Here is a 23,505-nt window from a genome sequence, read left to right as displayed (position 1 = left end):
GTAGTACAATAGTTTTTACACAATTAGATAGCTTACTGTACTTTGGGTTAAAGTTGTCAAGAAATTCTTGACCATCAAATTGAAATATCATATTAATTAGGGGTTACATAGCTGCAGCTTAGTGTTGTCGAAATTATTTTTCCGCAGGCTGTTTGTTCAACAGCTAAAAAATATTACGACAAAGCCAAATTCTGTATTCCTAAAATAATAATCATTTCATAATTATTTAACACACTAACAAATTATTTGTGCTCTTCCGAACTTGCTTTAGACACTTAACGTTGTATGCGTTGCTTTGCTAACTTCTTCAGCTTCTTCACCCTTCGCTTTTCGGCCCGTTTCTGTTTACGAAATTCTTTTTTGTGCTCCTTCCAGTATTTTTCTTTCTCTTTTTTTGCTTGTTTTAAATCAGCTTCGCGTTGCGCTTGAAAATCTAGCCCGGCGCAAGATTTAATTCCCATCAGTAACGTACGCCATATTGTTTTAAAGAACGGATAGGTTTTAGGCCTTTCATAAATTACATATTTAAATCGCGGTTTGGCTTTAATATTGTCCGGATTGTTATCCTTGATGATAAGCTTATTGGCAAGCAAAGATACCAATGCCAGACGGCGCATTTTCAATTTAGCAGAGTCGGCTTTCAATAATTGAATTTTCAAATTATTGTATAAAAACGTGACCTTTCCTTTGGCCAGATATCTATTGGCAGAAATGTCAAAATCAATTCTTTTAGCCATACCCGATTGCATATTCAAAGAGGCAAGGGGTACTGTTGCCACATTTACCGCCTGCATATTAATAGGGCCGACAAACCCCTTATAGCGGTAGGAGTATAGGCTATCTTTTAAATCAAATTTAAAAGCCACCTGCATAGGTGCTTTATTCATGAACTTTGCCGTTAGGCTGGCATTGCAAAATGGATTTTTGTTGATAGCAGCAGAATCATTAGTAACGTTAACGAATTGTCCACCAATTTCGTTAAACGTGATATAACCTCGCCGTTTGGCTTTTATGTTATACTCATGGTAAGCCACTGTATAATGCCGAAGCTGTATCGTGTCTACCTTAATTTTAACCGGCACCAATTGTAGCGCTTTATTCGGAAAAGTATTGACTTTATCTATATGGAAGCTTTTAGGGTCTGTATGATAGTTACTGAAAACACTAATAACACCCGTGTTTAGCGTAATACTTGCAGCCTTAATAGCATGACTTTTGTTATAAATTTCATAATAAAAATTTTCAATCAGTATGCTATTCGATTGTAGGGAGAATTGGTCTTGAAACGTTTTTTGAAAAAATTGAGCAGGCTTAAGCGAGGGGCGCATCACAAAGCCTTGCAAACGAAGCATACGCGTGCGTGTAGAAAAATCTATAAGTTTTACCTTAGAACCGTATAATCCCTTTGCCGTACGGCCTTGATAATTGTGTAGCGCGACGTTAAGTTCTTTACAAAATAGTAACCTTGTTCTATCAAATTGAGTGGCCGAATCAATAAGCAAATCATGTGCGCTCAAGTCTAATTCTTCCAACTCATACACCGCTGGCTTCATAGTCGAAACATCCTTGTAATGTAGTTTTACATTTTTGAAAAATATATGGCCAACGTATAAAGACTTAAGCGAATTGGATAAACGTTGAAAGATTGTTCTGTTGTCTTTTGGCTTTTGAAATTTAGCATTATCGGGGTAGGCCGTAACAGTTACATCTGGCGCGTTTAAAGAAATCTCAGTTACATCAAGCTTTTTATTAAACCACAGTTTAAATGGATGTGTATGGCTCAACACAACTCTTTGCACATGCAATTGATAAAGCTTATCGGAAACTGCCTTTTGTTTTTTTTGCGACAAGTATGCGGCGGTATCTGCAGTTAAAGTTAAATCGCTGATAACGATTTCGCCTCTGAATAAATTGATACGGGCTTCTGTAAGTTTAACTTGATAGATGCCGCCTGATGCTTTGTATAATGCTTTGTTTATCTTGTTTTCAATAATAGGTGTTCCGTAATAGCTAAAGGCGACAATACTTGTTACTATTATGGCAATTACTATAAACGTGCTGTATATAAGAACTTTAACCCATGGTCTTTTTAATAATTTAAAATTCATTCACGCAAATTTGATTACCATCGCCTATTAAGGCTTATTTAACATACAGAAACAAAACAATGTTTTCTTGTTGCAGATGCTTACTTAATTTTAGTAGTACTTTACCGACGTGATGTTTAAGATAATATTTGCCTACATATTATCTTAAAAATAAATGAATTTAAGCGATAAGACAATAGGTATTGTATAACGCCGCTTTAGCCCAAAATAGATTCGGACTTCTTTAAATTTCTGCCGTTCTCGTTATAATTATATATCTATAACAAGAACGGCAGGATACCAAATATAAAATCAAAAGTTTGTACTATAGTCCGAATCCATAAGCTACGCGTAATCCTACCAAGCCATAATTATTACGTTGGCCAGAAAAGTTCTCATATCTTAATCCAAAATCCCACTTACGTGTAGCGAAACCAACACCAGGCGATAATATTAACTTTGTGTCTTTAAAATAGCGTGTTTCAAAGCCCGCACCAGCTTCTCCCATTACATAAAAGCCGTCTTTAATAAATAGTTTCAAGCCGCCTTTTACAGGTATAATGCCTTGATCTCCTGCGTACCAATTGCCATATGGATTAAATTCAGGGCTGTTCATTGGCCGAGGACTTAAAAAAAGATTGTAGTAACCTGATGTCAACGTAAATGCTGCTGATTTATTGATGCTGTATTGCAATCGAGCGGTTCCCCCTAATTCAAATTTGGAATTAGATAGAAGTGGACGATTATGATTGAAGTTTGTTGGAACGCCGGTTTCTAATCCAATGCCAAAACGCCAACGGCTTGTTTGTTGATTTTGGGCTTTTGCAACAGAACAAAGGAGCAGGCAAGCAATAATAAAAAGGTTTTTAGTTTTCATATAAGTTTAAGTTAGCCCCTAAATAAGCTGAACAAAACTGTATACTAAAACTTTTAACATATTTTAACCTTGATAGATGTTTAGCGCATTCTGGCTTGTAAGAATGCTTTTAAACGTTTTAAATACAAAATCATACAATTGCAAGTACTCGCGTAAACTGCTGCTTTTCGCTTGTACTTCAAGTATATACACTTTCAATTAAAGGTTAAAGTGGACATGTTACCTGTCGGTAATGTAGAAGCGGTTAATATACGCCCTCTTGCTGCTCTGTTGTAATAACAGTACTTTCAGTAACTATCTGTTGAATAACGGAGTCAAGTTCATTGACCGAGATATCCAGATAATTAATTAGTTGAAGGTCTATTTGTTCTCCGTATTCTTGCTTAATCAATTCGGATATTGACATGATTCTGGCAAGTGGCAACCTGATTACATGAGATTGCAGATGAGCAATCTCCCTAAGCTTTTCGTTTTGTTTCTCAATAGCGGCCGTATGCAGCAATCGTTCTGTGATATCAGTTGCCACCATTAATCTCGCATTTTTGCCGTTGATGCTAATGTTACTCCGCCTTATTTCGGTATGTATTCGCTTGCCGTCTTTACTAACGTGTTGGGTAACATACGGATGCAGTACCTGGCTTTCATCTGCTGGCTTAACATGGTGCAACATGTTTTGAATGCATTCTTCTGGGTGAATGTCAGTTAATTTCATATTCAGAAATTCACCTTCCGAGTAGCCGTACACCGTTACTGCAGCTTTATTAACCTGTAAAAATTGAAGGTTATCTGTTTCAAAAATCAACTTTGGCGATGGACTATGATAGAAAAGTGTGCGGTAGTGTTCTTCTGAATTTTTAAGATGTGTGTTTAATCTGGCTTGTTGCTCCAATCCTTTTTTTAGTTCTTTAGTGAGCCAAGCCTCTTTCACCATAGTTTGGTTAAGGCTTTTTAAAAGCTGACGCACCAAGCCAACTACAACTAAATTCATTAATAGAAAATTCATCGTGTAAACCAGCCAGATATTTACAGATGTTTGGTAAAGCAGGGGCAGGTCAACGGCATGAAATTGAATATCTGCGGCAAATGTCAGGAAAGCAACGCTATTAAATGCTACGGTGCCATAGGCAGCTTTGTCTGAAAATTGAAGCGAAACAAAAACACTCAGTGTGAAAAGGTAAATGCAACCCATGCTGAAAGACCCCAGCACGGCCATAAAAATAATTGCAATCGTGGCAAAAATTACTGCTACAGCTACTTTACGAGCTTTTAATGAAAAGCCTCTGCAAAGCGACACTATTCCAAAAATAATTAGTGAGGCGATATCAAAATAGCAAAGTAATAAGTGACCAGAGCGGTATTCCAACCATACAGAGGGCACAAGTGCGCAAAAGCCTGCTGGAAGGCTGTACAATACGACCGTAACAAACAAACGGTCTTGCCAATATTCTAGATGCTGAAACTCAAATTTGGATGCTGACTGCATACCTGTTTCAACGTAACTTTTATAACGGTACCAGCAAGAAAACAAGAAGGTTCGGAACATAAGGATAAGTATCTGTGACAAAACTAGGGTTAATATATCCTTATACCTGTACAATTTGTATTTTGTTATACATGCGCCAAGTGCAGAATGGCATAACCTAATTGCAGCTAGAAAATAAGGATAAGGTCTTAAGCGCTTTGCAATTAATTGCCTTATCGCTTTACATAATTTTGTTTAATTTCGGTAGCCAGGCAATTTAAGTTAATGATATTTAGTTTTACCGCCACACCTGAGTTTGATTTCCTAACCTACTTTGCCCGATATATAGGCACAACTGTAGATAATGACTTATTGATTATTCCCAAACATTTAGGTCAGGGATATATTCGCAAATTGTCATTCAGTACGGAGTTCAAAATTACAATGCATCATTATGTGCTTAATGAAGATCTCATTATTAGGCGAAATACATCCGGCCTCGGAAATGATCTAATCACAATCTTTTTTTATAGTAATGAACAAGAACTGGGCATTGCTTATAATAATGATGCTCAAGTTCAGTTTACGGAACGTGATGAGTCTGCCATCCAGGTTACGTCTAACGACCTGAGTTCTAGTATAAGATTTCCTAAAGGCCACACTATTCATTACGCGGTAATTGCTATCATGCCGAGCTATTTAAAATCATTGCTGGCTATTAAAAACCTTAATACAACGCTGGAGACCATAACCACTCCGGGTAATAACTTTCTTTTTTTTGAAAATATGACAGCAGAAACAAAACTGCTGGTCAAAAATTTAAGTGCTGTAGATTTGACTGATAAGTTGAGTCTCTTTTACATGCACATTAAAGTGCAGGAATTGCTGTATCTGCTTTTTCAAAAACTCTCGATGCGTGATAATGCACCGCATCAAAACATCAATAACGTTGATGCAGCCAGGCTTCTTCACATTCGTAACGAAATCATTAGTGATCTGAGTACACCACCCGTGTTACCCGAACTGGCACAGATTGCAGCAATGAGTGAAACCAAGCTGAAGCAACTTTTTAAACAGGCTTTTGGCGATACCATTTACAATTACTTTCAGCGCGCACGTATGGAAGAAGCGGCTTTTCTGTTAAAACAAGGTAAGCACTCCGTAGCCGAAGTTGGTTATGAACTTGGATTTTCAAACCTAAGCCACTTTAGCCGCTTGTTTGAGAAACATTACGGACTCACGCCTAAGCGGTTCTCATCGCAATTATAAAACTTTGCCGGATACGACTGTTTTTTTGCCTTATGGCGCTATTATCAGCTGCTGATTAAGCTCAACTTTGCTATGTCAATTAAAACATAGTAAAATGAAAAAGTTATTCATGCCTTACAATAAAGGCTCCTTTCAGTTAAAAAATCATGTGGTAATGGCCCCCATGACCAGAAGCCGTGCAATTAATAATTTGCCCAATGAGCTGATGGCCACTTACTACAAACAGCGTTCAGGCGCTGGGCTTATTGTTACCGAAGGGACTTCTCCGAGTCCGGAGGGTTTAGGCTATCCTCGTATTCCCGGCATTTTTTCAGACGCCCAAATAGATGGTTGGAAATTGGTGACTGAGGCGGTACATGAAGGTGGTGCTAAAATATTTTTACAATTGATGCACACGGGCAGAATTGCCCATAGTTCAAACCTGCCTGACGGCTACCAGGTAGTTGGACTGTCAGATGTTAAAGCTGCCGGCGAGATTTATACCGATACAGGCATGGAGCAATACTCTGCACCTGTTGCACTCGATGAGCAAGCAATTGCCCGCGTGATTGAGGATCATGTAAAGGCTGCTAAAAATGCGATAGCGGCAGGCTTTGACGGGGTGGAACTGCATGGCGCTCATGGTTACTTGCTCGAGCAATCTTTAAACCCAAAGGTGAATAACCGCTCAGATAATTATGGCGGAAGCATAGAAAATCGTATCCATTTAACGGTAGAGATTGCGGCGCAAATAATAGCAGCCATTGGCGCTGACAAAGTGGGATTGCGGATTTCGCCGTTCCTGACTTCTAATGACATGCCGTCTTATGACGAACTTGAAGTGCATCAAACATATTTGCGTTTGGCCGAGGAAATAAACCGCTTGGGCATTGCTTACCTACACATTTCTAATAATCCAGGCATTCCGGAAAAAACACATCTGGGTATACGCAATGCTTTTGCTAACACTATTATTTACTGCAATGGATTTACTGCAGAAACTGCAGAAGATAAATTGCAGGAAGGGTCTGCTGATTTAGTGGCTTTTGGACGCAGTTTTTTGGCTAACCCAGATTTTATGAGGAGGATTGAAAAAAACGCCCCCTTAATCGAACTCGATTATAATACGCTTTATACACCTGGTGAAGCGGGATACACCGATTACCCAATTTTAGATGTATCACACATAATCTAAAATATATTAATCTAAAATTCAAGCTAAACCATAGCATTATTCACATTAAAACAATTAAACCATGAAAATTACCACAACAGGCTCATTAGGAAATGTGGCCAAACCATTGGTAGAAAAATTAATTGCAGCCGGACATGAAGTTACCGTTATCAGCACTCAGGAAGATCGCAAAAATGAAATAGCGGCTTTAGGCGCCATCCCTGCAATCGGGTCAATCAGTAATCTTGAATTTTTAACTGATGCTTTTACTGGCGCTGATGCTGTGTATCTGATGATGCCACCCTCTATGGGACCAAGTAATATGATTCAGAACATTGGTGATGCTGGAAAGGTTTATGCACAAGCTATCAAAACCGCAGGTGTAAACCGTGTGGTGATGCTAAGCAGCGTTGGCGCAGATGCGGATAAAGGAACAGGTCCTGTACAAGGTGTGCACCGCGTTGAGCAAATATTAAGGGGACTAGAAGGTATCAACATTACTGTTTTGAGATCAGGCTTTTTCTACGTTAACTTTTTTAGAGATATCCCATTAATCCAAAGCATGAATATGTTTGGCAACAACTATAACGGCGATGATAAATTAGCATTAACCCATCCCGATGATCTTTCATCGGCTATTGCTGAAGAACTTCAAATTAAAGGTAACCGCTTTGAGGTTAAATATATTGTAAGCGATGTATCGACCGGAAATGATATTGCTGCTTTATTGGGCAAAGCGATTGGTAAACCGGAACTAACCTGGACCAGCTTACCTGACGAACAATTAAAACAAGGTATGCTATCTGGTGGAATGCCGCCTGAACTGGCTGATTTAATTACCGAACTAGGGCAGGGTGTAAAAGCCAGCATTGTAATGAAAGACTTTTTTGCAAGCGGAGGAAAAGTAATTGGAAAAATTAAGTTAGAACAGTTTGCTGAAGAGTTTAAGACTAAATATTTCCAAGCTTAAATGTTTTGTGTCCGCATTAGGTCGAGAATAGTTCGGAGTGGATTAATTAAAATCCATTCCGAACTATTTAATATTATAATACAAGAGGCTTAATTATAAAATCAACGCTGAGGTTAGCTTCAAAGTTAGAATAGTAACTTTTATACGCCAACGATAAGCGTTTGCGGGGCCGATTGCTTGATGCGGGTTTGCAACCAGGCAATTTGCCGTTTGGTGCTTTCCTGTAGTTTAACAAACGTCGTCTTCATTTCTTTATCTCGTAAGCCATCTGCAGCCTGCAGCAGTACGGTCCAGCAAATGTCTATTTCGGTAACTAATATCCATAAATCATGCAGATCGCGCAACAAGGCGAATGATCCTTTCTGTTCGTTGTCAAACATCATGCGTTCCAACTTATCTGCAGTGGTATCTGGCCTTGCCGGATACTTTTCAACCCAGGGTTTCAGTTCATTCAAATGATTTTGTGACCAGGATGCCAAAAGCTGGCAAGTTTGGTAAACGTCCGGCTCATCGCCGTGTTTACCGGCTATCATGTTAAAAGCCTTTACCGCTTCTTTCTCGGCATCAAAAGCCAGCTGTAAATAATTTCCGATCAGCATTTTAGGCGCCCTCCATTTTAAAGTTGTGATCAATCACGGCTTCCATATGTGCCAATGCTGCCGACGGACCGTCGTTTGTATTATCGGCCGCCTTGCGGATACGAACCGCTGCGTATTTAAAATGTGGCTGCTTGCTCACTGGGTCCCATTCGGTGAGCGTAAGCTCATTTGCAGCGCGGCTGCGGTTATCATTGTCCCAATACCCGTAATGGAAGGGTATAAATATCAAACCCGGTTCAATAAGGCCCACCATAGCTGGTTGGAAAACGGTACCACGGCGCGAACTGATTTCGACCATATCGCCATCTTCAATATCGTATTTCGCCGCATCTTCGGCCGATAGCTGCACATAAGAATCGGGCGCGGCATTCTGCAATTCTTTAGCTCTGCCTGTTTTGGTACGCGTATGGAAGTGGTAAACCAAACGGCCGGTAGTAAGCCATAGCGGATACTCCTCATCCGGCTCTTCGTGTGGCGGCTGGTAATCCACGCTTTTCAAAAAGGCCTTACCTTTGGGGTCAATAAGCTTGTATTCGTCGGGCGTTTGTGCGGCGCCGGTTTCCAAATCATGGCCATAACTTTCGCAATAATCGGCGGCAGTGGCAAATACACCATCGGTATACAAATGAGGGGTGCCGTTCGGATACTTTTCATTACAGGGCCATTGTATGCCGCTGCCTTCGCTCAGTTTGGCGTAGCTCATGCCTGTATAATCGCAAGGGCGTCCACGTGTACATTCTTTCCAAGCCTCGAATGCTTCTTCGGGAGTGTTCCACTTGATGAGCGGGTTACCATCCTTGTCTTTCAAATCCATACGGCGGGCGTAATCGATAAAGATATCCAGGTCGGCTCTGGCCTCGCCTGGTGGCTCGATGGCTTTATGGCAAATGTGAACAGTTCTGTCCACATTGGTGGTGCAGCCGGTTTTTTCTCCCCAAATAGCTGCCGGCAGTACTACATCAGCCAGTTGGGTTGTTTCGGTCTTGAAAGCGTCTTGTACCACTACAAATAAATCTTCTTTAGCCAGCAGCTTGCGCATGCGGCCTAAATTAGGCATGGATACGGCCGGATTAGTAGCACTTATCCAAAGCATTTTAATGGCGCCTGTTTCGCAAAAGCGCATAATTTGCATGGCATGCGTTGGGGGCGCCCAATGCGGAATGGTGTCTGGCTCCACGTTCCATAATTTAGCCAGCTCATTAATATGCTCTTTGTTACCCCAGTTTCTAAATCCTGGTAAATCACCATCGGCTCCGGTTTCACGTGTATTTTGGGCGGTGGGCTGTCCGTTCATTTGATAAATGCCGCAGCCTGGCTTGCCAATCAAACCCCTGATCAAATGAATATTATTGACCTGCACTGCGCTGGCTGTGGCCTGCATAGATTGGTAAACCCCTTGCAGGGCGGTAGATACCAGCGTTTTAGTACTGCCCAGCAAAAGAGCCGCCTCACGCAGTTTGTGGGCAGGTACGCCCGAAACTTCTTCCACAAGCCTCGGGTTCCATTTACTTACAATGGCTTTCAATTCTTCAAAGCCTACGGTATGCGCATTGATGTAATTATGGTCTATAAGCCCTTCTTTAATGATAATATTCAACAAACCATTAAGTACAGGTATATTGGTTCCCACGCGTGGTGCCAGATGCACGGTTGCCTTTTTGGCGGTATAAGTTTCGCGCGGATCGATCACAATAAGCTTCGGTGGGTTGGGGCCTTCCAGGCGGTCCAATATGCGCATCCACAACACGGTGTGCTGCGAAGCCGTGTTATGGCCCACATGCATAATTACTTCTGCAGAGTCCAAATCGGTATAAGAACCGGGCTGCCCGTCGGATCCGAAAGTTACTTTAAGTGCCGCTGCCGAGGTTGCCGTGCACAAACGGGTGTTGCCATCCATGTGCGGCGTACCCAGCCCGGCTTTACCAATGATACCCAAGGTATAATATTCTTCCAGAAACAACTGGCCTGAGGTGTAGAAGCCTATACCCAAGCTGGTATGCTTATCAATTATTTCTTTAGACTTTTGAACAATCAAATCCATGGCCTCGTCCCAGCTAGCTTCCTGCAACTGTCCACCGCGCCTGATCATTGGTTTAGTCAGGCGGTCGGGGCTGTGGTTGGCAATCCATCCGTGCAATCCTTTAGGACCAAGTCGGCCACGATTTACGGCATCAACTCCGCGACCACGTACGCCTACTATCTTTCCATCCTTTACGCCTATATCCATACCACATCCGGTAGAGCAAAGCACGCAGGCGGCCTGCACCCAATGGTCCGGTTCTTCAGTTACGCGCTCATCTAATCGCTCGGGCCATTGTTCGTTGTAATAGGGTGTACGTTCGCCCCAAATGTCTGCAATGCTGTCTCGTGTTTGTTTCATGTTGATGCTTTGATATTGCTGGAAAAGCTTGTTGGGTAATGCTACTACTAATCTATATACCGTATACCGAAACATGTGTTTTAATTGTAGGTTAATTTAATTAAAATCAATACTATCCATCAATTAAGCGATCCTACAATGTCAACAATTAAGGTATTCAATAAGCAGGTAAAACAATTACAACCGGTATATTTCGCCTTGGTAATGGCTACAGGTATTGTGTCTATTGCCTGCCAGCTGCTGGGTTTCGGGTGGCTGTCCGGCTTCTTATTTTATCTGAATAACCTTAATTATGGGGTGTTGCTGGTGTTGTTTACGGCCCGGATGGTACTGTTTCCGCAAACTTTAATGGCTAACCTTTCCGACAGCAGCTAGGGGCCAACTTTCCTTACGTTTGTTGCCGGTTCGGGTATGTTAGGCGTACAGTATTGCCTGGTTGGAAAAGTATATACAACACCTGCTATCATTTTATGGCTTGTTGCATTTGCAGCTTGGTTGTTCTTTGTATATGCATTCTTGTTAATCAGAATAACGCAAGCTTATAAACCCGACCTGGAAAGCGGGTTGAACGGCGGGTGGCTGTTACTGGTGGTTTCTACGCAGTCGCTTGTTATTTTAGGTAGCCAGTTATCTGCTTATATAGCTCTCCCGGCTAACGTTACCATCTTTTTTACCCTGGCTGCTTATTTACTAGGCCTGTTCTTTTACTTGATGCTAGTTGCCATCATTTTTTTCCGGATGACGTTTGATCCGATGAAACCGCAAGAGTTTACCCCGCCTTATTGGGTACTGATGGGCGGTGCAGCCATCACTGCACTATCCGGCGCGGTACTTATTCAGTCGATAAATAAAGCTGGCATTTAAACCGACTGGGTTGCACCGCTTAACACCTTGAGCTTGCTGGCATGGATTGTGGCAAGCTGGTGGATACCGTTGTTGGTGATGTTAGAAATCTGGCGCCATTTTATCAAAAAAATTCCCTTCAAATATCAGCCGGCCAATTGGGACACAATATTTACGCTGGGTATGTATACGGTATGTACTTTTAAATTGTCAAATGCTTTGCAGGTTCCGTTTTTAGAAACGGTTCCCCAAGTATTTATTTATGTCGCTTGCTAGCTTGGGCTACCACATTTATTTATATGGTAAAAAGTTGGCTAACATGAACGGCATTTATGGGCAACAGCAAATCAAGCCAGTTTTTTAAATAGTTACCGATGACTATTATAAATAACTGGTTTTAAAAAACTTCACATCGTTAGGAAACTTCCTTTAAACTTATTTGCGATAGCAGATGTTGCTAAATCTATGGAAAAATGGATGATTGCTGGTATGTGGGGATTGATATCAGGCTCGGCCCTTATCGTTGGTGCGCTGGCGGGCTACTTTTTAAAAATATCGCAAAAAGCTGTAGCAATTATTATGGGCTTCGGCGCTGGCGTATTAATCTCTGCTTTGTCATTTGAATTGATGGACGAAGCATATCACCAGGGTGGTTTTACAGCAACGGCGGCAGGCTTTTTGGCTGGCGCCTTGATATATGCAGGTGCTAATTACGTGTTATCCCTGTATGGTGCCAGGCACCGCAAACGCTCAGAAGGTCAGCAACCATCAGAAAGTGACCAGGGAGGAAGCGGCCTCGCTATAGCCTTGGGTGCTTTGCTTGACGGAATACCCGAGGCAATTGCTATTGGTATCAGTATGATTCAGGGTGGAGCTGTAAGCGTAGCCACCGTTATTGCCATCTTCGTTTCCAATATTCCCGAAGGTTTATCCAGTTCCTCGGGTATGCGAAACGCAGGCCGTTCCAAGCTCTTCGTCTTTGGAATTTGGGGAGCCATTGCGCTCCTGACCGGCCTGGCTTCCGTTGCCGGTTATTCTGTTTTTAGTCATCTCTCGCCTGCTATTACTGCGGCAACTATAGCCGTTGCCGCAGGCGCTATCCTGACGATGCTTTCGGACACCATGATACCAGAGGCTTTTGAAAAAGGCCACAACATCATTGGCGTTGTTACCGTTGTCGGCTTTTTAACCGCTTTTGTTTTGTCTAAGCTTTCTGAAGGCTGATATAAATGCTGTTTTGATTGGCTAAACAAGCCAGATCAACAGTTAGTGCTAGATGTGCGGACTGCTTTAATTGTTTAAAACGTTGTCTTGGGTACATTGTACTTAATTAAGAGTGTTCCCAGCCGATTATTAAACCCCATTACCGGACTGGTTAACATCAAAACGCTGTCTCCGGCTTGCTGTACAGTGGCATTGTCATTATTCTGGATGCTGCCTGCGGCGATACTCGTAAAAGGCTGCCCCTCATCTTTTTTATTGGTTGAAGCAATGATAGTGCCCTTGGTATCTGCAATAACTACCCGTTGAATATTCTTTTCTTTTACCAAATCACTTAGGTAAAGATTTACCTGTCCCATATTGCCTTGCATCATTTCTGTTCTTAATGCCCACACCATAGGCTTGGCCAACAATTTAAGGTGCGCTTCATGGGCCTGCAACAAATTACCTTTGGCTTCTTGCCGAATGGCCTGTTTTTCTGTTTCTGCCTGCTTTTTAGCGTGACTTACTTCAACCGACTTCCATATCCAAATGCCTGCCAGTAATACAAGGGCAACAACGGTCAAAATCAACAAAGCTCTTTTATTGCTATTCGTTAGCCGATCATTTTTAGTGCTGCTTTGATTACTTGTCGAATTTGTTTGTTTTTCCATATGCTCGTCCATGATTTTTAATTATTGGTAACTGTTTCATTAAATAGATTACAAGTAATAAGCATTACAGATAGATTTGGTTTTATAATCTTGTCAGCGGTAGAAAGCAGTGTTAAAAATCCAGTTAAAATCACAACGTATTTAAGGTAAAATGTTATTAAGATTGATAGTATATATAAGTGTCTTCAGCACAACGTTCGTTTCTTTGATGTATCAAAATCTAATTTAATTCAAAATTCCATTTAAAAACTTATTGTTGATTTATTGTTTAAGTATAGATATTAGCTGAATAATACTATGCAAAGAATAGTCGGATTGGTACTCATTGTAGTAGGTGCCATTATGCTTATCTGGACCGGATTTACTTATACTAAAAAAGAGAAGATCATAGACGCGGGTCCAATACAGGTATCTGCCGATAAGGAGAAATCAGTCAACTGGCCACCTTATGCAGGAGGAATCTTATTGCTGGGAGGTGTAGTGTTAGTGGCTACCGCCAAGCGTACCTAAAATTTTGCCGCTCATTCGTCTGCCTGCGCTAACACAAACCCGTATGTTGCCAGCATTAGCAGACCTCAAATTTGCTTATGAATACTGTACTGCAAAGCATCAAGGATTTTTTATCGCATCGTTTTAACCTGCACGAGGATAAAGCAGATGAAGCTGTGATCGTAGATGCCATCCGAAAAAATGTTGACTTCAAAGGCGTTAACCTCTGGGCGCTCATCTTTGCCATTTTTATTGCTTCAATAGGACTTAATGTAAACTCGACGGCCGTTATAATTGGTGCCATGTTAATCTCACCAATTATGGGGCCGGTTATGGGCATTGGATTGGGTATTGGCACCAACAATTTGGCACTGGTAAAAAAAGGTGGTAAAAACCTTTTGGTGGCCACAGTGATCAGTATACTGACTTCTACCTTGTATTTTACCATATCTCCCTTGCATGAGGCTCAGTCAGAATTATTGGCACGCACCTCACCATCTATATGGGACGTGTTCATTGCTTTTTTTGGTGGCTTAGCAGGTATGGTAGCTGCCTCCCGCAAGGAGAAAAGCAATGTAGTTCCCGGCGTAGCCATTGCTACAGCGCTGATGCCCCCCTTGTGCACGGCAGGTTTCGGAATAGCGACGGGTAATTGGTATTATTTTTTAGGTGCAATTTATTTATATTTTATCAACAGTGTATTTATCGCAATTGCCACTTTCCTGATGGCACGTTATCTGGGCATGGCCAGGCTGCATTTCGAAGATAGCCGAACAGAACGGAAGGTAGCACGTTATATTGTTATCATTGTAATTGTTACCATCTTGCCAAGCATTGTCATGGCTTACCGCATCGTAGACAAAAGTATATTTGAGACTAATGCAAAAAAATTCATCGATGAACAATTCCGATTTGTAAATACCCAAGTTGTTTCTCGTTCGTATAATTACAGCAGAAATAAAAAAACAATAGATGTGTTATTATTGGGTGAAGAACTTGACAAAGCGGCCACCGATACTTTAACTCGACATTTGAACAATTATAACCTGCAGGGCGTTAAGCTAAAAATTCGGCAGGGATTAAATGCAAAGCAACAGATAGACTTGTCCCAAATTAAAGCGAGCATCCTGGAAGATGTGTTCAGCCAGGGGGCTGCCGATACGGTTACGCAAAAATCCGAAAACACAGCTACAAGTGATACCACTGTTCTGGCTGAACTCAAAATATTGTATCCTGCACTCCGGTCATTTGGTACAAGCCGCATGATAGCCTATAGTAAGCAGGATACGTTAAAGGCAGACACTGTTCACATCGCGGTAGCCCGTTTTTCGTCGCCGCTTAGAAAAGTTGACCGGCAAAAGCTAGAATTATGGCTTAGGGTAAGATACAAGTCGGGGGCCGTCCGGCTGATAACAGAATAGTGACGTTAACATTCATTGAACTGGTTGATGCTTTTAGTATTCAGGGTTGCTAAATATGCTCACAATCTTGATTTACCTTTTGCCATGCAAAAGTTTTTTAGCCAGATTACCGATGGTCAATCCCTGTACGATAATGGAAAAAACGACAATGATATAAGTAATCAGCACCCATTCGTTACGATGCAGGCTTGTTGGTAAGGAAAGGGCAAGTGCAACAGAGATACCGCCCCGCAAGCCGCCCCAGGTGAGAATGGTAACGGCGTTATTTTCCAGATCTATTTTTTTACGTAATATCTGAATGGGTAAAAAAACGGAAACGAACCTCGAAATCAATACAAGAACAATAAGCATGACACCTATTAGTACCATCGTTGCGCTTACTTGAATGACAAGCATTTCTAAGCCAAGTAGCATAAAAAGCATGGCATTAAGTATCTCATCAAGTAAGTTCCAGAATTTACCCAAATAATCGCGTGTTTCTTCAGACATTGCAAATTCACGTCCTTTATTGCCAATTAATATACCCGTTACTACCATAGCTAGCGGAGCCGACACATGAATGGCGTCAGCCAGTGCATACCCGCACATAACTACTACCAGTGTAATGAGAACCTCCACTTTATAATTGTCTATCGACTTAAGTGCTAGGTAGCCGACATAGCCCAATACACCACCATAAATTAAACCTCCAATTGCTTCGCGCAAAAATAGCATACCGATATCTCCTGCGGTCATATTCTCAGTTCCAGTGGTTGCTACTTGCAAAATAGTTAGAAATACTACAACTGCCACCCCGTCGTTAAATAATGATTCACCAGCAATCTTCATTTCAAGCGACTCAGGAATTCCTGCCTTTTTAAGGATGCCCAGCACAGCAATAGGGTCGGTTGGTGAAATTAAGGCACCAAAAAGCAGGCAATGGATGAAGGGTGCATCAAATTTAAACAAGTTTAACAGATAGTATGCTACGGCACCAACGGCAAAGGTAGAGATCAATGTGCCCACGGTAGCCAGCATCAGAACAGGCAACAGTTGCTTACGGAGCTTCCGGTACTCTATATGCACTGCACCTGCAAACAACAAAAAGCTTAGCATGATCTCCAGTAGCACAACTTTGAAGTCAATAGCATTCACAAGTTCAGATGCCTCATTGGCTAACCAGGGCACCTGCATACCAAAGATGATTAATAGGATGGATGTTATGAGCGAGAGCGCCATAATACCAATTGTAGAAGGCCATTTAATAAACCTGGCATTTACATAGGCAAATATCATCGTCAAAAAAATGAGTGCTGATATAACATGATAGATTTCCATTCCTATAGCTGTTGATTAAATGATATCGGATTATGCCTGAGTAACGACGTTGTTTGTCTGACTATCTGATTTAGAGGATGCTTTTAAAATAATTGTACCGATGCTGCCGGCAAGCAGAGAAGCCAGTAAAATGCCGTACTTGGCCTGTTCAACCATGTCGGGGTTGTTAAAAGCCAGCGCCGAAACAAATAAAGACATGGTAAAGCCAATACCTGCAAGTGCCGAAACACCAAAGATATGCCGCCACGTTGCCCGGTGCGGAAAATCTGCCAGCCCGGTTTTGACCATGATCCAGGTAAAAAGTAAAACGCCGGTAAATTTGCCAATTACCAGACCGGAAAATACGCCCATGCTGACTGGATTAACCAGTGAAGAAAAGAAATTACTACTGATGACTACACCAGAATTGGCCAACGCAAACAACGGCATTATTAAAAAAGCAACCCACGGGTGCAACGCATATTCAATTTTTTGCAACGGGGTTTGCGCTGCTAAGCTAAGCCTTTTAATCCGTTCAATTGTTTCATGCTGGCTGGGAGTGGTTAGCACGCTGCAATCCGGAATTTCTCTCTCAAATTCGTATGTGAGTTCGCGCAGGCGGGTGGAATATCGGTTTTCGTCTACTTGTGTACGGGCAGGAATGGTAAATGCTACCAGTACACCGGCAATGGTGGCATGTACGCCCGATAGCAGAAAACCTACCCACACGCCGAAGCCTAAAAGCAGGTAAAATGCAGAATGCCTAATACCCATTGCATTGCCTATAATCAGCGCTACCAGAAATATACCGGCTATCATTAAAGGTTCTCCTTTAATATCGGCACTGTAAAAAAAGGCGATCACCAATACAGCGCCCAAATCATCAGCCACCGCCAAGGCTGAAAGAAACACCTTAACGGATGTAGGAATATGTTTGCCGGCAATTGATAGTAACGCCAGTGCAAAAGCAATATCAGTTGCCATGGGAATGCCCCAGCCATGCGAGGCGTCACTGCCATGATTCCATAGGTAGTAAATGCCAGCCGGTACCAGCATGCCGCCCAGCGCTGCCACCATCGGAAGCGCGGCTTTTTTAACCGTAGAGAGTTCGCCTGCCAGGAACTCGCGCTTAAGCTCGAGCCCGATAACAAAAAAGAAAACGGCCATAAGCCCGTCGTTTATCCATAAATGCAAAGGGTGACTGAGCATTTGGTTATTAAATCCTAACGAGAATTTGATTTCCCAAATGTGATGATAGCTTTCGGCAAAAGGCGAATTTACCCACAGGATAGCCACCAAAACGCCAGCCAATAACACAATCCCACTGGTGTATTCCAATTGGATAAATTTGCTTACTGGTTTAATCAGATGGTCTATTGGTGATTTAGTCATATCTGTATAGAAATGATTTTCTTTTCAGTTTGTTTAATTGAATTAATACTACTGGTAATTAAAAAGCAGAGCTTAACGCAAAATTGTATCGGCTGCCCGGCGTTTTAAGTGCCGGTTTCTACCACTCGTATTCAGTATCCGATTGGTAGTTTTATCTCTTTCGTTTTTTCTTCCCAACAACGCGCCATAAGCAGTTGGTAACATATTGCCAATTGAGTATGACGCTGGACGGCAAAGATATAATACTTGTATTAAAAGATTATTTGCTTTCGAAACTGTTAGCCACCGCTGAGTTGAAAACAGTTTTCAAGCAGATAACAGCTAAAGAAGTACGAATATGAAACTTTAAAACTGACGCTAATACTATAATTAAGCTGGCAGCAAATGAAATTGCACATTGCAAAGCGGATTATGCCACATAATTATAGCGCAATTAATTTTAAGATGCCAAATGTATCAACCAATCAAATTAAAATAAGTAATGCTCCATACTAAGTATTTTGACAAGATTATTTTTTTAGCACAAGTTCAATAGTGTGATAATTCAAGCCACCGCCTCTGGTTGCCAAATGCTTGTCGTCTATTAAAATATCAGGTACAACGCCATGTCCATCACATTTGCCGCAAGCTAATATAAAGCGCTTGTTTGATATGCCGAGTTGTAACTTTGTGTTCGGCAAAGTAATAGCTACCCAATCGCCGGTAAAGCAAGTTGGCTCTCCCGTTTCCTGACCAATGACTGTTCCAAGGTGATAGCATTTAAATGCCGCTGCAAAGATTGCGGCAGACGAGTAGGTAGCTTTACTGGTAAGCAGGTAAATGTTGCCTTTGAAACGCAACATGCTTTCTATTGGTTTTTCTGGTAAAAACATTTGCCTGATAAAAGTTCCGTTTTTAGCGGTCAGTGCCTCTCTGCGCGTGCGATTAGTTCTAATATAAATAGGATAATACAAATAGTGGAACCATTTAAACCAATGCGCATACTTGCGATTGGCAGAAATAAAGTCCTTCTTTCCATCTTTACTCACTTTGGTATCAATTTCTGCATATTGAGTAATAGGTTTGTCTGTCAGATATTCCATCAAAATACCATTCAATCGGGTGGTACCACCTAAATTTGAACGGATATCTATAATTAAATTTTTGTAGTGCTTATTTTGTAATCTGGTAAATACACTATCACAAAAGGGCCTGAAGTTTTCAAGGTCATCACACGCTTTGTATTCAATTACACCGGTTTCCAGCCCAGGCATTTCATAGTAAGCATAGTTTGGATATTCAAAAACATAACTCAATTTTCCTCCAAATGACTGGCTTCTTAACTTCATAATGTCCAATTCGCTCTTGGGCTGTAAATCAATGCGCTTAACAAATTTGCTCAGGCTTTCTGAATAGGTTAAATGAAAATAATCGGCACCACCAAAAACTTGCCAGTAGTTAACGTTAAAATAATTCGACAAAAACCGTTCTTCATAATCACGATCTTCCGGGTTGTAGGTGCTTAAGATTGCTTGTACAATCTCGGTAACAGGCTTGCCATTGATCGTTAAAATCTCCGCCTGGTATGGAATTTTAGCATGTATGGAATTAACAAACAGTTTTCCACCGCGTATGGTAACCGGCAGAGGAAAGAATTTTCCACCTTTGTTGATATATGCTTTCAAGTCTTCTGGCGGCAAGTTGACAAAGTTGTGTCCGTCTTTAATTACACCAAACGCCACTGGCGCAAAAAGATTCATAAAATCAATCCTCGTCATGGAGTTGGTGATACGGGTTTTAAGCTGTTCGTATCTTTTAAAAACGGTGTCTTGGGGCGTTTCGGAAAAGTAATTTGGGTGTACGTCCTCAAATTTCTTTAGTAGGAAGTCTAAATCATGATGTAGTTGCTTTGGTGTGTATTTTTTGTAATAAGAAACGGTATCAAAAACTTGTCCCATTACTTGGTTTGCCAGTATTAGCAATAGCACTACACTAATTCTTTTCATTTTTTCAGACTGATAGTTAAAACTAACATATTGACTACATCAGCCCAAAAAACACATTAAATATTTAACATAAGTTAACTTATGGATCCTTCTAAATAATTTTTGATGACGGCTTAGCTTAAAATCAGATAAGCAATAGGTGCACAATGATAATTCTTAGTGAAATTTACAGGCGTGTGTAGGATAGGTGGCGCTCTCTTTTAATAAGAAGTGGATATATTAAGACAAGCCAATGTGAATAATTGAATTATGGTACATCGACATCCTTATTAGCCGTTTTAAGCATATAGCCTAGCTTCAAAAGGGTTGTCTGTTATTGTCAAACTAATACTATAGATCATCATATGATTAAGAACAATCAGAATCTCCAAGCCGTAATTTTGGATGATTCTGATTGAGGTTATTATTTTACCATGGGCAACTTGCCGGTTCCGGGAAGTACTCTTCGCTGATATATTTTCCCGTTGGTCCGTCGGGTCCGATCAATGCATATTTGGCTATGCGTGCACCGGCTTCCTGCGCAGTACTGGTACCCTGATGCCCGGTAAAATCGGTTTGGGTATAGCCAGGGCAAACGGCGTTTACCTTAAAAGGGCTATTGCGCAGTTCATATGCCAAATTAACGGTATACATATTTAGCGCTGCTTTGCTGGATTGATAAACTGCAAGTTTATAATTATAAGTACTGCTAGACGGGTCGGCTGCCAGGGAAACCGAACCCATTGCCGAAGTCACATTGACAATTCTCGGCGCTACCGACTGCTGCAACAGATCAATAAATGTTTGTGTAACCGTTGCAACGCCAAATACGTTAGTTTCAAATACCGTTCTGAACTGATCAATTTTGGCATCAAGTGCTGATTGCGGAAAGCCGCCTGATATGCCTGCGTTATTAACAAGTACATCCAGAACTGCAGTTTTTGCGCCAATGGTCTCTCGTGCGGCAAGTATTGACGCTTGGTCCGTAACGTCTAAACGCACGGCTTCAACATTTTCAAGACCGTCAGCTTTTAGCTTTTCTGCCGCTGCGGTACCATATTCTAAATTCCGGGCGCCTATGAATACATAAAACCCGTTTTGGGCAAGTATTCTGGCCACTTCAAAACCGATGCCTTTATTGGCTCCTGTTACTAATGCTGTTTTCATTTGTTTATGTTTTATTTGCTAGACAAAATTATTAAGCATCGCCTATAACGGGGTAGGACTTATCTTGTTATTGAAGGGACATATCCTGCAACTCTGCCAAGTAACGGGTAATACTTTTACCGGTACTTTTTTTAAAAGCGCGCGAGAAATATCCCGGATCGTTAAAACCCAATTCATAAGCTAGCTCTTTAACGGATGTATTAGTATACTGTAGCTTGCGGCGGGCCTCCAGCATCAACCGGTTTGTAATCCATTCTTTAGGCGAAACACCTGCATATTGCTTAATGATGCTATATAATGTATTGGATGTTAAGGCGAGTTCATCAGCAATACGCTGTACATCATGCTGTGCCGTAAGGTTACGTTCAACGGTTAACTTAAAGGCTATGTATTTTGCTAACTTGAATCCGGTAGCCACTTGGTTTTTTTGATACTGCTCAAAATAAGCCGTATTGTATTCAGTAAGCAAGGTGTGCAGGTGTGCAAGAATGACGTCTGCTTTAAGTTGTTTTTCCGGCGCATGCAGTAGTTGAAACAGACCTGAAAGGAGATTTTTAACTCTAAGCTGTGCCGCAAGATTTAAGCAGATAGTGTTTACGTCAAAAGGATTGAATAGGAAAGGATAGGTTTTGGGTAACATCGTCAGTGCGCTTTCATCAAAAGAGAGTGCATACTGTGGCAGATCCTTGTCATAAGGCAGTTTAGTAAATATTTGGTTGGGTAAGCCGAAAACTAGTTCTCCGCCTTTAATGGTAAACTCTTTTAAATCCGTTTTAAAAGTAGCTGAACCGTGTTCCAGATACTGAAAGTAATAATACGAGAGCCGGTGAGGACTACGGAGAACTTGCATCACATCGTCGGGCAAAGGAATTGCACAATTTTCATTCAGCGCAACCGGCACCTTATCATGGTGCCTGATTTTTTCTAATAATCCTGTTGTTTCTCTCATTCTCTGCCTGTTATCATCTTCCGGTGTTTTATTCCCCATTTGGCCAAGTCGTCGATAATGGTTTGTAATGTTTTGCCGTATTCGGTAAGGTTATACTCAACAGTTACTGGCTGCGTGTTTAACACAGTTCTGGTAATTAATTTATTCATCTCCAACTCTTTTAATTCCTTGCTGAGCATTTTGTTGGATATGCCGTTTACGTCACTTAGTATATCAGAAAATCTTCTTTTATTGTAATAGCAGATAGAGGAAACAATAGATATTTTCCACTTACCGCTTAGCACATCCATCGCATCATGAATGGCCAAAATCTCTTTTTGGTGACATATAAATTCCGTCATAAGTTACATAGTTACTCAAAAGTTACAGTTACTTTTAGTTACAAAGTTACTTAAATTAATCAAAGTACGATATGTTTGCGGTGTAATCAATAAACAATATTACAATGAATTTTACAGGAAAAAACGTAATTATTACCGGCGGCACCACCGGTATTGGACTGGCCACTGCAAAAGCGTTCATCAATGCAGGCGCTAACGTATGGATTACTGGCAGAAATGCGGCCAATCTTGAAAAAGCAAGTGCAGAAATCAATAGTCCAAACCTAAAGAAAGTCGTTTCTGATACATCAAAAATGGTAGATATTGAGGTATTAGAAAAAGCATTTGCAGAAAGTGGCGAAAAGCTGGATGTGCTTTTTTTAAATGCCGGGATAGCTGTATTTACACCCATTGAACAAACTACAGAAGCAGATTTTGATGCGCAATTTAACACCAATGTAAAAGGCCATTACTTTACCTTACAAAAATTGATTCCGCATCTGGCATATGGTTCTGCAGTTATTTTTACTTCTTCCACGGTGGCAACAGCATCTAACATAGGCACCAGCGTATACTCGTCTACCAAAGGGGCGCTAAACAAGATTGCACAGATTGCTGCCAATGAGCTGGCTGATCGCAAAATTCGGGTTAACATTGTTAGTCCCGGACCAGTGCAGACTCCCGGATTGGAACATGCTTTGCCTGCGGAAGCCAAACCTCATTTAGCAGCGGCAACAGCACTGCAACGGTTAGGTGATCCTGATGAAATTGCTACAACAGTATTATTCCTGGCTTCTGATGCCGCAAGTTTCATTACAGGAACAGAGATTGTTGCAGATGGCGGTTATTTAACCTATGGATTGAAATAATACGTCGGTAGCGTTACAAACAGAGAGCGGCTGATAGTTGCTTTCTGTTTGTATTGTCTGTTATGTAAATTGCTTATACTATTCAGTTAATAGATTATAAAAGCTGCTAGATGTATGACAATTA

The 23,505-nt window shown here is 41.2% G+C and carries 19 protein-coding genes and 1 pseudogene; 8 read left to right on the top strand and 12 right to left on the bottom strand.

The features are described 5' to 3' along the window. Positions 1 to 275: 275 nt before the first annotated feature. The 3 genes from GPM24_RS18195 to GPM24_RS18185 all read right to left on the bottom strand — a co-directional run bounded on the left by GPM24_RS18195 (position 276) and on the right by GPM24_RS18185 (position 4,447). Entirely contained in the window at positions 276 to 2,108 is a 1,833-nt protein-coding gene (locus GPM24_RS18195; RefSeq protein ID WP_158828526.1) for an AsmA family protein, read from the bottom strand. Between the two features lie 304 nt (positions 2,109 to 2,412). Then, on the bottom strand, positions 2,413 to 2,964 hold the full coding sequence (locus GPM24_RS18190) for an outer membrane beta-barrel protein (protein ID WP_158828525.1): 552 nt from the start codon (positions 2,962 to 2,964) through the stop codon (positions 2,413 to 2,415). Positions 2,965 to 3,208: 244 nt separating this feature from the next. After that, entirely contained in the window at positions 3,209 to 4,447 is a 1,239-nt protein-coding gene (locus tag GPM24_RS18185) for a PAS domain S-box protein (RefSeq protein ID WP_158828524.1), read from the bottom strand. A 264-nt stretch (positions 4,448 to 4,711) separates the two neighbouring features. Between GPM24_RS18185 and GPM24_RS18180 the strand changes: the two genes are divergently transcribed. The 3 genes from GPM24_RS18180 to GPM24_RS18170 all read left to right on the top strand — a co-directional run bounded on the left by GPM24_RS18180 (position 4,712) and on the right by GPM24_RS18170 (position 7,818). Then, positions 4,712 to 5,695 carry a helix-turn-helix transcriptional regulator gene (locus tag GPM24_RS18180; protein WP_158828523.1) on the top strand — a complete coding sequence of 328 codons (984 nt, stop codon included), beginning with the start codon at positions 4,712 to 4,714 and terminating at the stop codon, positions 5,693 to 5,695. A gap of 94 nt (positions 5,696 to 5,789) precedes the next feature. Further along, on the top strand, positions 5,790 to 6,869 hold the full coding sequence (locus GPM24_RS18175) for an alkene reductase (RefSeq protein ID WP_158828522.1): 1,080 nt from the start codon (positions 5,790 to 5,792) through the stop codon (positions 6,867 to 6,869). Between the two features lie 61 nt (positions 6,870 to 6,930). Next, the gene (locus tag GPM24_RS18170; protein ID WP_158828521.1) at positions 6,931 to 7,818 is read left to right on the top strand and encodes an NmrA family NAD(P)-binding protein; all 888 of its coding nucleotides are present in this window, start codon (positions 6,931 to 6,933) and stop codon (positions 7,816 to 7,818) included. A 140-nt stretch (positions 7,819 to 7,958) separates the two neighbouring features. On the opposite strand, the gene GPM24_RS18165 is transcribed toward GPM24_RS18170, so the two are convergent. Together GPM24_RS18165 and GPM24_RS18160 are read right to left on the bottom strand one after the other, a co-directional pair. Next, positions 7,959 to 8,417 carry a molybdopterin oxidoreductase gene (locus GPM24_RS18165; RefSeq protein WP_158828520.1) on the bottom strand — a complete coding sequence of 153 codons (459 nt, stop codon included), beginning with the start codon at positions 8,415 to 8,417 and terminating at the stop codon, positions 7,959 to 7,961. Between the two features lies 1 nt (position 8,418). Continuing rightward, complete coding sequence (locus GPM24_RS18160; protein ID WP_158828519.1) at positions 8,419 to 10,797, bottom strand: molybdopterin oxidoreductase family protein; 2,379 nt, start codon at positions 10,795 to 10,797, stop codon at positions 8,419 to 8,421. 138 nt (positions 10,798 to 10,935) lie between these two features. Between GPM24_RS18160 and GPM24_RS22240 the strand changes: the two are divergent. Then, positions 10,936 to 11,916 (top strand): annotated as a pseudogene (locus GPM24_RS22240) (tellurite resistance/C4-dicarboxylate transporter family protein). 189 nt (positions 11,917 to 12,105) lie between these two features. Continuing rightward, positions 12,106 to 12,864, top strand: a complete 759-nt coding sequence (locus tag GPM24_RS18140; protein WP_158828515.1) for a ZIP family metal transporter — start codon at positions 12,106 to 12,108, stop codon at positions 12,862 to 12,864. 74 nt (positions 12,865 to 12,938) lie between these two features. Here GPM24_RS18140 and GPM24_RS18135 read toward each other — a convergent pair whose 3' ends face one another. Next, positions 12,939 to 13,526, bottom strand: a complete 588-nt coding sequence (locus GPM24_RS18135; protein ID WP_158828514.1) for a hypothetical protein — start codon at positions 13,524 to 13,526, stop codon at positions 12,939 to 12,941. A gap of 285 nt (positions 13,527 to 13,811) precedes the next feature. Here GPM24_RS18135 and GPM24_RS18130 point away from each other — a divergent pair, with 285 nt between their 5' ends. Beyond that, on the top strand, positions 13,812 to 14,024 hold the full coding sequence (locus GPM24_RS18130; protein ID WP_158828513.1) for a hypothetical protein: 213 nt from the start codon (positions 13,812 to 13,814) through the stop codon (positions 14,022 to 14,024). Positions 14,025 to 14,101: 77 nt separating this feature from the next. Next, entirely contained in the window at positions 14,102 to 15,424 is a 1,323-nt protein-coding gene (locus GPM24_RS18125) for a DUF389 domain-containing protein (RefSeq protein ID WP_158828512.1), read from the top strand. A 72-nt stretch (positions 15,425 to 15,496) separates the two neighbouring features. Here GPM24_RS18125 and GPM24_RS18120 read toward each other — a convergent pair whose 3' ends face one another. The 6 genes from GPM24_RS18120 to GPM24_RS18095 all read right to left on the bottom strand — a co-directional run bounded on the left by GPM24_RS18120 (position 15,497) and on the right by GPM24_RS18095 (position 22,533). After that, positions 15,497 to 16,741 carry a cation:proton antiporter gene (locus GPM24_RS18120; protein ID WP_158828511.1) on the bottom strand — a complete coding sequence of 415 codons (1,245 nt, stop codon included), beginning with the start codon at positions 16,739 to 16,741 and terminating at the stop codon, positions 15,497 to 15,499. A 30-nt stretch (positions 16,742 to 16,771) separates the two neighbouring features. Continuing rightward, the gene (nhaA, locus tag GPM24_RS18115; RefSeq protein ID WP_158828510.1) at positions 16,772 to 18,112 is read right to left on the bottom strand and encodes a Na+/H+ antiporter NhaA; all 1,341 of its coding nucleotides are present in this window, start codon (positions 18,110 to 18,112) and stop codon (positions 16,772 to 16,774) included. Between the two features lie 509 nt (positions 18,113 to 18,621). Then, the gene (locus GPM24_RS18110; protein WP_158828509.1) at positions 18,622 to 20,097 is read right to left on the bottom strand and encodes a S41 family peptidase; all 1,476 of its coding nucleotides are present in this window, start codon (positions 20,095 to 20,097) and stop codon (positions 18,622 to 18,624) included. A 408-nt stretch (positions 20,098 to 20,505) separates the two neighbouring features. Then, positions 20,506 to 21,243, bottom strand: a complete 738-nt coding sequence (locus GPM24_RS18105) for an SDR family oxidoreductase (protein ID WP_158828508.1) — start codon at positions 21,241 to 21,243, stop codon at positions 20,506 to 20,508. 67 nt (positions 21,244 to 21,310) lie between these two features. Beyond that, positions 21,311 to 22,192 (bottom strand): AraC family transcriptional regulator, encoded by an 882-nt coding sequence (locus tag GPM24_RS18100; protein ID WP_158828507.1) that lies wholly within the window; start codon positions 22,190 to 22,192, stop codon positions 21,311 to 21,313. Next, positions 22,189 to 22,533, bottom strand: a complete 345-nt coding sequence (locus GPM24_RS18095) for a winged helix-turn-helix transcriptional regulator (protein WP_158828506.1) — start codon at positions 22,531 to 22,533, stop codon at positions 22,189 to 22,191. The genes GPM24_RS18100 and GPM24_RS18095 overlap by 4 nt, the downstream gene beginning before the upstream one ends. A gap of 104 nt (positions 22,534 to 22,637) precedes the next feature. On the opposite strand from GPM24_RS18095, the gene GPM24_RS18090 reads away from it, so the two are divergent. Next, positions 22,638 to 23,381, top strand: coding sequence for an SDR family oxidoreductase (locus GPM24_RS18090; RefSeq protein ID WP_158828505.1), 744 nt, complete (start codon positions 22,638 to 22,640; stop codon positions 23,379 to 23,381). Positions 23,382 to 23,505 lie beyond the last annotated feature (124 nt).

It is taken from the genome of Mucilaginibacter lacusdianchii (assembly GCF_009770985.1).
Classification (GTDB): Bacteria; Bacteroidota; Bacteroidia; order Sphingobacteriales; family Sphingobacteriaceae; genus Mucilaginibacter; species Mucilaginibacter lacusdianchii.
This window is presented reverse-complemented; position numbering and strand designations above follow the sequence as displayed.